An 11370-nucleotide genomic window follows, 5' to 3' on the forward strand; every position below is an offset into this window, starting at 1 on the left:
TTTACTAATAAATAAGGATTGGTATTCGCTAAATTAAAATTTTAATACTTAAAGTTTTTATAAAGAAAGATCAAACTTGTTAAAAAATCGATAGATATGAAAACACTCGAACATCTAACAGCTGTTATTTCCAACGGCAGTTCACTTGATATTTTAACGGATTGCTACTACAAAGCAGCTGTCAGACAACCTTTGGTTATCTTCAGTCATGGATATAAAGGTTTTAAAGATTGGGGAGCCTGGGGATTGGCAATGAAGACGATCGCTCAAGCGGGATTTGTGGCTGTAAAGTTTAATTTTTCCTTGAATGGTACTACTGTAGATCAACCTACAACGTTTGTCGATTTAGACGCTTTTGGAAGAAATACCTACACCCAAGAGCAAAAAGATTTGGTCGCTGTTATTGATTTTTATAGCAAGCAACCTTTTGTTGATGCATCTCGTATTTTTTTAATTGGACATAGTAGAGGTGGAGGGGCTGTTCTCTTGCAGACGTATTACAACGATCAAGTTACTGCAGCTATTTCATGGGCGGGTGTCGCAGATTTTAAAAAGCGATTTCCACAACGCGATAATTTTGAACAATGGAAAAAAGAAGGGGTTTTTTACAGTATAAATGGTCGTACTCAACAGCAAATGCCGCATTATTTTTCCTTTTGGACGGATTTTGAAGCGAATGAACAGGCGTTGACGATACAATATGCTGCTCAAAATCTGAGAAAACCTGTTTTACTTGTCAATGGTACTGCAGATCCAGCAGTAGGAGTTAAAGAAGCGGAACTGTTACATTTGTGGATAAAAGACTCCACTTTGTTTCTTGTTGAAGGAGCGGATCATGTGTTTGGAGCTCGACATCCGTATGAGCAAGAGCAGTTACCTTCAGACTTACAACGGGTTGTAGATCGCACAATCGAATTTATGAAAAAGAAGTAAAAAGAAGTTTTTCGAAAGGCAGAACAATCAAGAGATTTCCCGTGCTTTAAAGAGCGATTTCGTCAATGGAGAGTAATTTGTTTTGTACACCATATACGATTAAGCCCACGACATTTTTCGCTCCTGTTTTGATGAAAAGACTGTTTTTATGTCCTTCTACCGTTTTTGGAGATAGAAATAAAATATCGGCAATTTCTTTCCCTGTTTTCTGTTGGGCAATAAGTTGGAGTACTTCTATTTCTCGGTCACTTAGGGCGAGTTTGAGGTCTGTCGTTAGGGGTTGGTTTTTAATGAGCATTTGATCTCTCAACTGTTCAAATTGCTCAGGAAGTAAATAAAAACCCTTTTCGTATACTTCATGTATAACTTCAATGAGTAAATCTGGTTTAATATTTTTGGGCAAGAAGGCAGCAAATCCCGTTTTTACAATAAAACTAATTAAGCTGTCATTGTAATGGGAAGATAGCAGAATTACGGGTGTATTGATTTCTCTTAAGCGCAGTTTTTTTAAAAGTTCTAAACCATCAGTATCTCCTATTCGATAATCAAAAACAAATAGATCAGCTTCTGTCGTTTGTTGGTCGAGTGCAAGTAAAAAATCCTCCCCATTGTTGTAGGTGGCTACTACCTCAAGGGTGGTGTCTTGTTGTAAGAAGCTAGTTAATAGCTCTGTGATGAGTATTTCATCATCGACTAATGTGATTTTTATTTTCATGTGTTTTGTTTTAAAGGCATATAGAAGATAAAAGTAGTTCCTAAACCAGTGTCTTGCTTGTATTTGTGAAAGGCTTTTAAAAGTGCGGTTCGCAATTGTATGTTTTGCATGCCCAACCCACAATTGGCTTCTTCTGTATTAAATCCTCGTCCATTATCCCGAAGAATAAAGGCTACAGAAGGCTTCGATACGCGCAAATGAAAATCAATTTCACTTGCCTGTGCGTGTTTGTAGATATTGTTAATCAATTCCTGTATAATGCGCAAGATATGGATTTTTTGTTCTGTCGATAGTTCTGGGTTGAACTGTTTATGAATATGGATGTTCAATGTATAGAAGATCGTCCATTGTTGAAACAAATCCTTGATTAAATTATCGAGGGAGGCATATGCTAAGAGTGGGGGATTTAATCCATGAGAAATGCGCCGTGTTAGCGTAATAGTCTCCTGTATACCATCAATTAGCAGTTGCTCGTCTTGGGTTATCTGCGATTTTAAATATAAGACATTCAGTGAATTTATTACCGAATCATGCAAGTCACTACCTATTCTTTGCCTTTCTTTCTCTTGGATATCTAAAGAAGAACGTTGCAGTTTTTCAGCGTGTTGTTGATTGAGCGTGTGTATTTCCTTTTTCGTATCTACATGTTTTTTATGATTCGCTTTTAAAAGGATAAGAAAGGCAATACTAATAAATAAGACGAGCAATAATCCAATGATCAGCCAGCTTAAAATTACGTACTCATTCTCTTTGGGATATGGCATAGTGCTTTCGTCATTAAAATGTAAAACAAAAAAGTAATCATACTATTAATCATCCAAAATATCAAAATAGTATTGGGATTGCCACTAACTAACAATCGGAGAGGCAAGTAGTAGATACAGGTAAAAGAAGCATATACAAGTAGAGCAGCATTAAAAGTAAAAACATTTGCATTGTAGTTTTTCCATTTGTATTTCAATAGACTATACGAATACCCTAAGGTAAAGAGACATAAGAGTAGAGATGTAATGCTCCTTGTGTAGGATTGCAATTGGTTTAACGTAAGAAAATCAACTTGGGTTAATTCGTAAAACAAGCAAATCCAAGCGGGGATATTGCTATAGAGGAAAATTTTCTTTCGGGTATAGGTAAAGTAAATGTAGGAAAACCATCCTAGTTCAAGGACTCCAAAAATGGGAATCAAAATAAGATTGTTTGCTTGCGTTCTACCTAGCATTTCTCCAATCACGTAAAAGCATAGACCCGTGGAAAAATAGCCAAGTAAGGCTATTTTGTAGGGATCATATGGTTTTTTCGTTAATACATAGGCGGTGAATATTACTAAAATGATAGGAATAGCATCGGCCAGGTAAGTCGCAAAATCAAGCATACTACATTGTGATTTCTATTAAATGCTCCATGTTTTTATTTGTTCCAATAAGGCAAATTGGCTTTGGATTAAAGTTGGTTTAAAAGGAGGAATGGGCTTACAAGTGTCTAAATAATTATCCATAGTATTCATCTGTGTAAGCACGAGATCCACCTCTTCATTATGGATTCCAAAGTTCATCATCAAGGGGGTATTAGCTTGAAAATTTTCATTGGGGATCCAAAAAAGTTGAAAGAAACTTGCCTTGTCTAAAATTTGATTGCGGTAGGCTTGATCCTCCCATTTGAGTATTCGTATTTGCGCATCATTTTTATGGATAGCCTCCCTGCTTGTATTTTTCTTTGTTCCAATACACGCGTGTAATTCAATAGGAATAACTGATTTATCTTTAAAGGAACTCGGTATATCCACGGAACTCGGGATAAAATGAAGGTATATTCGATCATTGTAATATCCAAAATACGCATGAATATTGTCTTTAGTATTTATTTTTCCTTGCAAAAAGAAAAAAGTATTGTATTCCATATCTGCAATAGCCTTTAATTGCGCTCTATCTTTGGAATAACTAGCCCAATTTACCATGCTTTGATACACCCAATGTAAATCTTTTACTGTTTTGAAATGATTCGGTTCCATATTTACTTCTTTTAATTGATTCGATACGAAATGCTAAATTTACTGATAAACTAAAAGGGGCTTGAACAAATAACACGAGCAAATTTAAGTAAAAATTATGTTTATTTATCCTGAAAGGATAAATAAATGCTGTAAAAAAGGTTTATATGATGTTTTGTTTTTTTGTTTTGTGATAAAATAATGTATTTACAATGTGGATATTGAGTTTTATTTATTTTTATTTGATTTATTTGGGTTTGTCGATCAAATAGCATAAAAGGGAAGGAAAAATAAGAGGAGGGAAAACCACCAGCGCTAAAAACAGGGAGTTACCCTTTAACTTTTTTACTTCAACTGCTGTACTTTTGACTTGTTGATGTGTTGGAAAGAACAAGTGCATCACAGCAAAGATCTTTATCTATTGCTGACTAAATCAAAAGTAAAGTTTCAAAAACGACTCAAAAAGGTGTGTTGAGCAGTGGGATGCGTAAACTATGTTTGTTGTATATTTTGAATGTGTTTCTGTGAGCTTTACTTGTTGAATTAAATTTATATTTCAATTTGATCCCCACAACAAGTTTTAATATCTTGAGAAAAGAGTGCTTTAGTTTTTACTACTGCACTTTTTTTGTTTAGATTTATTTAAGTTTTGTTTTAGGAATAATTAGTATTTGTTGCTAAAAAAATTACCTTTAGGCTAAATAATGGATTATGAATTATACACGTAGTATCTTATTTCTTTTCCTCTTGGTGTTATGGGCTGATTTTGCACAGGGTCAAACGAATCATGTACTTAATCCTAGTTTTGAAATTGTAAATGAAGCTAGTTTATTGTGTAACTACTACCAAAGTGCGCAATCTTTTAATGAGGCCATTACGGATTGGACCGCACCAACAGGAGGAACCCCTGACATTTACCATATGAGTCTCGATAATCGATGTATCTTACACCCCTTGAGTGTATCGAATTCTAATTTAGGGAATCGTTCTCCTCGAACGGGAGACAGTATGGTTGGGTTATTGTTATATTCACCCAATGCAAAACGCGAGTATATCCAAGGAACGTTAAGTGAACCACTACAGGCGGGGCATCGTTATGTTATTCGTTTTTATGCTTCGCTGGCGAGAAAAAGTCGATTTGCTTCGAACAATTTTGGCGTAAAGTTTTACAATACCCCTCTTAATCAGCGTTCGAATGATGTGATTGATGTTACTCCAGACGCTAATTATACCGAATTAGTTACCCAAAGATATGGCTGGGTTCTTGTATCTTTAAGTTTCACACCAGAGCATTCTGGTGCTACTTATTTTGTTATAGGTAATTTTTTTGATGATGAACATACGAGCACTGTTGAAGATTCAACAGCGGAAGATCAAGAGATTAGAGCGTATTACTACATTGATGATGTAGAGGTTTACAGTCAAACACCAACGTTTGAGCCAGTGGCAGCCATTTGTAAGGGGGCGGATTTTCAACTCCCTGAAAAATCGAAAGAAGGATATACCGGTAGCTGGTCTCCGGCGTTGAATAATCAGCAAACAACTACGTATGTCTTTACCCCTGATGACGCTTTAGCGGATACAGCAACCTTGACCGTGGAGGTACTAGAACCCTATATTGAACCCTTGTTTACTTTTCCTTTACGCATATGTGAAGGTACGCCAATAACACTGCCAACGCAGGCTGATAATGGCTATACAGGAACATGGTCTCCCAAGCCTAATACAAGTGAAACGACAACGTACACCTTTACACCAGAACCTGGACATTGTGTTTTAGCTAAAACGATTACTATTGAAGTGAGTCAAAAAATACAACCTATTTTTGAACTTCCTTCTTTCGTTTGTAATGGAACCGTTTTTGAACTACCTGTCGTATCAAATAACGGCATAGAAGGAACGTGGTCTCCTGCTGTTGATTTGAAAAAAACAACAACGTATACTTTTACTCCTTTGGAGCAATATTGCGCTTTGACCCTATCCAAAACCGTCGAAGTAAAGCAGGCAAAAAAACCGCGTTTGGACTATTATTGTTTAAAAAACAAGTTGTATGTAGAAGCTGACCAAGCTTCTTATTCTTCGTCTTCGTCATTTCAATGGTTTATCAATCAAAACGAAGTAGGAGAGGATACACCTCGCTTGGACGTTTCAAACTACCGACATTTACTCGGAGAAAAGGACAATGTTATTGAGCTAACAGTACGAGATGAACAAGGGTGTAGCGAATCGGCCACACTCACCTTATATGATGCGCAGTCTCTGTGCTTTATTCCAAGAGGTATTTCTCCTCAAGGAGATAAATTCAACGATTTTTTTGATTTGGAACATTTTGGCGGTGTTTACTTGCAGCTCTTCAATCGCTATGGAGTAAGAGTTTATAGTAAATCGAATTATACCAATGAATGGGAAGGACAAACAGATCGTGGTAGTCTACTGCCATCGGGTACTTATTTTTATCAGTTCCATACGGTGAAAGGGGAAGAATTTACAGGGTGGGTTCAGCTGATGCGTGAATTCTGATCTACAGGATTGTATTTTTAAGCATGGAAAAGTATAGAGAAGTAGGGGTAGGTTAGCAGAAATACGCTTATCTTTCCTCTTCAAAAATAGATTATCATGAAAGTTGCGATTATAGGTGCGGGAATAGGAGGTTTAACGTTGGCTCTTGCCTTAAAAAAAGCGAAAATCCCCTTTATTGTTTATGAAGCTACACCAGAGATAAAGCCTGTTGGAGCGGGAATTGCAATCGCCAATAATGCCATGCAAGTATATCGACATCTGGGAATTGTGGATCAGCTTCATAAGAGGGGTACGCGAATTTCCACCGTATTATTAACGGATATGGCTTTGCAAATCTTGGATCAAACTTCTTTGCGTTTCTTTGAGGAAAAGTATCAATTGGCGAATATTGCCATTCATCGAAGTGCGTTACACCAAGTGTTATTGGAGGCTGTTGGGCAGGAACATATAAAGTTAAACAAACGTTTACAAGGAGGGAACAAAGAAAACGGATCCTATACTTTGTGTTTTACTGATCAAACAACCGCTGTCCATGAATTTGTAATCGGCGTTGATGGCTTGCGCTCTCAAGTCCGTCACTTGTTTTTTGGAACTCATCCTTTACGCGATGCTAAACAAGTATGCTGGCGTGGGGTTCTTCCCTTTCAATTGGCAGCCCAATATAAAAATGTAGCGATAGAGAGCTGGGGAAAAGGCAAACGTTTCGGTTTTGTGGAGTTGGAAAACCAACAAGTGTATTGGTATTTTTTAGTAGATGAGGATTTCTATCAACCGAATACAACCGTAGAAGCGTACCTAGAAGCATGTCCACTATGGGTACAAGAGATGATTAGACAAACCCCAAAAGAAGTCATTCACTGTGATAAAATATATGATGTAACACCTTTTTCTCTGTGGTATAAGGATAAGGTTTGCTTGTTGGGAGATGCAGCGCATGCAACTACACCAAATCTTGGACAAGGAGCTTGTCAGGCTATCGAGGATGTGTATGTTATTAGTAAGCTGCTGGAAATTTATCCCTTGGAAGAGGCGTTACAGCGATATCCTGCTATTCGACAAGCTAAGGCACATGCCATTGTACGCGATAGTTGGAGGTTAGGACAAGTGGCTCAATGGAGACATCCAATCCTAGTCTATTTTCGCAATCTATCTTTTCGCTTATTACCTGCTGTAATGAAAAAACAACAAATAAAAAAGATGTTTGAGTTACAACGCGTATAAGCTTTAAGCTCTACCTGTGAGCCACCTTGTTTTACTGATCTAATGCTGCTAAAGGCAAAAAATTCGAGTCGAAATAGCGTACTGTTAGATCAACTTGAATGCGATTATCGTTGTAGGTGAGGAGTTCTTGCTCTTGTCTCGCTGTCAATTTTTTTGGATAATCAGGGTCTTTACCGATAATTATGTTTTTGTTGAAGAAAACGACGTAGGAGGTAATGCCTAAACTTTTGTCCATTTGTGCATCTAAAAAATGCGCATAGTGAAGGACAGAAGCTGTTGAAGAAAAATCAACAGTAAAATCAACGCGTTGTTTGATGATCGCAATGCCGCTTTTTCCATGAACAGGAAGGATGAATAGGAGTTGGGGATCTGCCTGTAGTAAGGCCCATGCTGGAACTGCATAGGTATATTTATTTCCATACTGTTGGTCTAGTTCCTCCTTGATGGTCTGAATGAGTTGGGATGTCGGATATTCTATCATTTGTTTTTGGATGACGTTAAGCACTCTCGTGCGGACAAAGTTCTGAAAAAAAAGAGTACTATGAATCACTACTTTTGGCCTAAAAAAAACCGTGTTGGAACTTTGATGCTCCTCGTCGTGTATAACGGCTCTATTTGAATTAAATATATGAGAAGCTAAAAGACTAATTGGCAACAAGATGTGATTTTGCGGTATTGTTAAATAGTTAATATTAAGTAAATGTTGTTTGATTTTCCCTACGGTCTGGTTTAATTTGATATATACTTCTTATAAAAAGTAAATATAAATTAAAGATTGTTTTTTAGATCACATCTTGTTTTGCCTTACTAACAGCATAAAGTAGATAATAAAAACAGTTTGTAGTATGAAAAAGAAAATAATTATTGGGGTATTTATTTGCATTACTTCATTCGCTACCGCACAAACGAAAGTAAGTAGCACGAGTATAGGGGTTAATTTAGGCGGTTTAGTATCATTAGTATATGATGATGCTTCTGTTTTAGGGTTAAAAGAGAAGCAATGGAATCAGATTCGCCAGTATCAAAGAGATTGTGAAAGTCAATACAATAGTTGGGTTGGCAGCAATCACTACAGTACATATGAACTTAATAAAAAAAGAGACCAACTCTACAGAGAAATTAGAATCAAAATTGGTGATATTCTAACGATTGAACAACAAGAGAAATGGAGAGATCGAGATAATATATACGTTTATAATCACTATCATCCTTATGATCACAAAAGAGATCATCATAACCACAAGAGCAATAAGTATAAAAATAAACACAAGAAAAAAAACAAAAACAAACACAAGCATGAGTATTGTGATTAGATAAAAAGAACGCCTTTTAGGCGTTTTTTTTTGTTATAGTGTACAGGGATTAAAAGACACGCTTTCCAAGCTATTTCCTTAACAAATAGATTCTTTTTTTAACAGGGGTGTTAAATATTCTCAATTTATGAATATTTAGCTGAAGGATACTCTGTGTGGCATAATGTTTGAAACTTTGATTATTAAATAAATCATCTTGTTTTAGGTGATAATTACATCACATTTAAAAGAAAGGATAGCTATGAATCAAACTAGTATGCATGCAAGAAAAGAGAACCTCTTTTTAGTTAATCAAAAAGGGTTTAAGCTGTTTGTTCCCCTTGTGTTTTTTTTAATACAAGTTGCTTTTGGTCAAGTCACAACAACACAATTTCCTTACTTTTTATCTCTGCAAGAAGGAAACAGTCCACCAGCTGGAGTTTATTTACCTGGGGCGAATAACAAGGCTAAGTTTACCAAGGAAGGACTTTTCTTGACGGAATTAAAACAGTTCCAATTTGGTGCTATTCTCTTGCAGGATCTTGCTTTTAACTCTGACAATGGATTAGATATCAGTTTTGAATTTAATATTTATGATGGCGATCAGGTAGGAACAGATGGAATTTTAATGTTCTTATATGATGGATCAATTCCCAATAGTGAAATGCATATGGGAGCAACAGGACGTTCGTTGGGTTATGTATTTAGTAGAGCTGCTGAATCAGCTAAATCAAAAAGAGAAAAAGGAGTCCCTGGTGCTTATTTAGGTATAGGTTTAAATATTTCTGGAAACTTTAAGGTTAGAAATTTTGGAGAATCAGCTCGTATGAATGGAACGGCTATCGGATGGCCAGGTGGTAGCATACAAGGTGCTAGTCATATCACACTAAGAGGTGGTGAATTGAAGTTACCACAGTCTGATCCTTATTCGGGATATAGAGGGTATCCGGTGTTGAAAACGGTATCAACACTAGCTGTCGATTCCAAGGAAAGAGGTGGAGCTACGATTATGTCTGATGGTACATACCAATATGAATTGGGAACGCTTTTGCCAGAAAACTCTACTTTTAATTTGAGAAATGGCGCAATTGCTGATGATTCTAGTGATCCCAATTTTAGGAAAGCGTTTATTCGACTCATTCCTCATGTTGATGGAGGATTTGAAGTGAGCGTTTTCATACAACATGGAGAGGAAATTACTACAGTCATCGATCGTTATCACTATAAAACAACGGTTAATTATTATGAGAATGCAGAATCGCTTCACGGTGATTTCTCTACCGAAGATCAGAATGTGGAAGGAGGAGACGTAGTTTATACTTTAGAAAGTGTTGTGCCTGAGACTTTTAAAATTGGTTTTGCGGGAGTTACTGGAGGTAGGATGAATCGACATATGATTCGAAATTTAAGTGTTTCTCTGCCTTTTTCAGCAGAAGCTACGGATAAACACTTTGAGGTATGTGAGCAAGCAAGTAGTTTATTTAATCCGCTGTTGAATGATTTGGCTTATGCGGGACATATATCAAATCCAACGGGTTCGATTGAAAATATAGACCCGTATTCCTTCACTTTTTATACGGAAGAGTTGCGCCCAACATTAGATCCTTATACGTATGAAAACGAAGAGGGAAAATGGGTGTACGATCCTATTTTAACCTTGATTTCCTTTGAGCCTAAAGCTATGTTTAGTTTAAAACCTGCTATGGCTAAATACTCAATTAAAGGGAAAAATGGGGCAGTAGGAGAGCCGTATGGAGAAGAAAATTATCGATCGAATATTGCTACAATTACCTTAAACGCCAAAAGGTGTTTAATCCCCCTTAATCCTAACTTACAACTTAGAATTAAGCAATCAACTTTACCTAATTGACACTAAAAAATTAAAAGATGAAAAAAAATATACTGCCCTTACTGTTTTTGTGTTCTTCAACTATCATGTTTGCACAAGTTGGAATTGGAACTAAAAAACCGGATCAATCTGCTTTATTAGATATCCAAACCACCAATAATGAGTTGAAAGGAGTTTTGATTCCCAGAGTATCCTTACATACTTTAACGGATTATTCAACGCTAAATTCGGGTCGTCCTGCCAATAGTTTATTAGTTTTTAACACAACAGAAAATGATGAGTTGACAACGGGATACTACTATTGGTTTGATACAAGTTGGATTCGCTTGGTAACGGATCAGGATAACAAGGATAGAGAGATACCTAAAAATGAAGAATTTGCTGTAAATCTGGAGGAACAAACGCTGTATTTGAAAGATTCAGAACAAAATGTGGTCTCAGTGCCACTAAGCGATATTAATTTGGTAACAACTATGGAATCCTTAGGTCATGGATCCTATCGTTATACCGCAGAAGATGGTACACAAACGAGTATTGATGTTGTAGAAGATGTAATTGCCAACATTGCGACAATCGCAAAGGATACGGTTATTCGTACTTTTATACAAGAGCAGATTACAGCTATGCGCAAACCGATAAGTGGCGATGCTATAATCGCGGTTTCAAATGGCGAGCATGCTGCTTTAGCGTCAGTCCATTTGGGTATTAACAATCAGAGTATCTCAACAGATAAAATCAAACCGGGAACGCAAGGGCAACTATTAGTTACGAATAAGGACGGCGAAGTAATGTGGATAGACGCCACTGATGAGTCTATCCAAGAGGTTTTGTCTTCCAATCAAGCGATTACCTT

Annotated in this window: 10 protein-coding genes and 1 pseudogene; 6 read left to right on the forward strand and 5 right to left on the reverse strand. The window is 36.7% G+C overall.

What is annotated here, in order from left to right; genetic code table 11:
* Positions 1 to 96 precede the first annotated feature (96 nt).
* Positions 97 to 933, forward strand: a complete 837-nt coding sequence (locus ACPDG9_RS14240; protein WP_430528389.1) for an alpha/beta hydrolase family protein — start codon at positions 97 to 99, stop codon at positions 931 to 933.
* A gap of 46 nt (positions 934 to 979) precedes the next feature.
* Here the strand turns inward: ACPDG9_RS14240 and ACPDG9_RS14245 are convergent, their stop codons facing one another.
* Genes ACPDG9_RS14245 through ACPDG9_RS14260 form a run of 4 tightly spaced genes read right to left on the reverse strand, consistent with a single transcriptional unit; the run spans position 980 to position 3656 of the window.
* Positions 980 to 1648 carry a response regulator transcription factor gene (locus tag ACPDG9_RS14245; protein WP_430528390.1) on the reverse strand — a complete coding sequence of 223 codons (669 nt, stop codon included), beginning with the start codon at positions 1646 to 1648 and terminating at the stop codon, positions 980 to 982.
* On the reverse strand, positions 1645 to 2412 hold the full coding sequence (locus ACPDG9_RS14250) for a sensor histidine kinase (protein ID WP_430528391.1): 768 nt from the start codon (positions 2410 to 2412) through the stop codon (positions 1645 to 1647). The genes ACPDG9_RS14245 and ACPDG9_RS14250 overlap by 4 nt, the downstream gene beginning before the upstream one ends.
* Complete coding sequence (locus ACPDG9_RS14255) at positions 2382 to 3020, reverse strand: hypothetical protein (RefSeq protein ID WP_430528392.1); 639 nt, start codon at positions 3018 to 3020, stop codon at positions 2382 to 2384. The genes ACPDG9_RS14250 and ACPDG9_RS14255 overlap by 31 nt, the downstream gene beginning before the upstream one ends.
* 18 nt (positions 3021 to 3038) lie before the next feature.
* On the reverse strand, positions 3039 to 3656 hold the full coding sequence (locus ACPDG9_RS14260) for a hypothetical protein (protein ID WP_430528393.1): 618 nt from the start codon (positions 3654 to 3656) through the stop codon (positions 3039 to 3041).
* Between the two features lie 690 nt (positions 3657 to 4346).
* On the opposite strand from ACPDG9_RS14260, the gene ACPDG9_RS14265 reads away from it, so the two are divergent.
* A complete protein-coding gene (locus ACPDG9_RS14265; protein ID WP_430528394.1) occupies positions 4347 to 6155 on the forward strand; it encodes a gliding motility-associated C-terminal domain-containing protein in 1809 nt (602 codons plus the stop codon).
* Positions 6156 to 6251: 96 nt separating this feature from the next.
* On the forward strand, positions 6252 to 7376 hold the full coding sequence (locus ACPDG9_RS14270; RefSeq protein ID WP_430528395.1) for an FAD-dependent monooxygenase: 1125 nt from the start codon (positions 6252 to 6254) through the stop codon (positions 7374 to 7376).
* 31 nt (positions 7377 to 7407) lie between these two features.
* On the opposite strand, the gene ACPDG9_RS14275 is transcribed toward ACPDG9_RS14270, so the two are convergent.
* Positions 7408 to 7857: a hypothetical protein gene (locus tag ACPDG9_RS14275; protein WP_430528396.1), complete on the reverse strand. Its 450-nt coding sequence runs from the start codon at positions 7855 to 7857 to the stop codon at positions 7408 to 7410.
* A 364-nt stretch (positions 7858 to 8221) separates the two neighbouring features.
* Here ACPDG9_RS14275 and ACPDG9_RS14280 point away from each other — a divergent pair, with 364 nt between their 5' ends.
* The 3 genes and pseudogenes from ACPDG9_RS14280 to ACPDG9_RS14290 all read left to right on the forward strand — a co-directional run.
* The gene (locus tag ACPDG9_RS14280) at positions 8222 to 8689 is read left to right on the forward strand and encodes a hypothetical protein (protein ID WP_430528397.1); all 468 of its coding nucleotides are present in this window, start codon (positions 8222 to 8224) and stop codon (positions 8687 to 8689) included.
* 241 nt (positions 8690 to 8930) lie between these two features.
* On the forward strand, positions 8931 to 10538 hold the full coding sequence (locus ACPDG9_RS14285) for a hypothetical protein (protein WP_430528398.1): 1608 nt from the start codon (positions 8931 to 8933) through the stop codon (positions 10536 to 10538).
* 17 nt (positions 10539 to 10555) lie between these two features.
* Positions 10556 to 11370: pseudogene (locus ACPDG9_RS14290) on the forward strand (hypothetical protein); the annotation flags it as partial.

It is taken from the genome of Myroides sp. C6-3, assembly GCF_050522425.1.
In the GTDB taxonomy this organism is placed as follows: domain Bacteria; phylum Bacteroidota; class Bacteroidia; order Flavobacteriales; family Flavobacteriaceae; genus Flavobacterium.

What these genes read in the sequence shown, in the direction of transcription:
- ACPDG9_RS14250 (WP_430528391.1), bottom strand. Translation starts at nt 2,412, where the DNA reads ATGCCATATCCCAAAGAGAATGAGTACGTAATTTTAAGCTGGCTGATC.
- ACPDG9_RS14270 (WP_430528395.1), top strand. Translation starts at nt 6,252, where the DNA reads ATGAAAGTTGCGATTATAGGTGCGGGAATAGGAGGTTTAACGTTGGCT.
- ACPDG9_RS14260 (WP_430528393.1), bottom strand. Translation starts at nt 3,656, where the DNA reads ATGGAACCGAATCATTTCAAAACAGTAAAAGATTTACATTGGGTGTAT.
- ACPDG9_RS14285 (WP_430528398.1), top strand. Translation starts at nt 8,931, where the DNA reads ATGAATCAAACTAGTATGCATGCAAGAAAAGAGAACCTCTTTTTAGTT.
- ACPDG9_RS14275 (WP_430528396.1), bottom strand. Translation starts at nt 7,857, where the DNA reads ATGATAGAATATCCGACATCCCAACTCATTCAGACCATCAAGGAGGAA.
- ACPDG9_RS14280 (WP_430528397.1), top strand. Translation starts at nt 8,222, where the DNA reads ATGAAAAAGAAAATAATTATTGGGGTATTTATTTGCATTACTTCATTC.
- ACPDG9_RS14245 (WP_430528390.1), bottom strand. Translation starts at nt 1,648, where the DNA reads ATGAAAATAAAAATCACATTAGTCGATGATGAAATACTCATCACAGAG.
- ACPDG9_RS14255 (WP_430528392.1), bottom strand. Translation starts at nt 3,020, where the DNA reads ATGCTTGATTTTGCGACTTACCTGGCCGATGCTATTCCTATCATTTTA.
- ACPDG9_RS14265 (WP_430528394.1), top strand. Translation starts at nt 4,347, where the DNA reads ATGAATTATACACGTAGTATCTTATTTCTTTTCCTCTTGGTGTTATGG.
- ACPDG9_RS14240 (WP_430528389.1), top strand. Translation starts at nt 97, where the DNA reads ATGAAAACACTCGAACATCTAACAGCTGTTATTTCCAACGGCAGTTCA.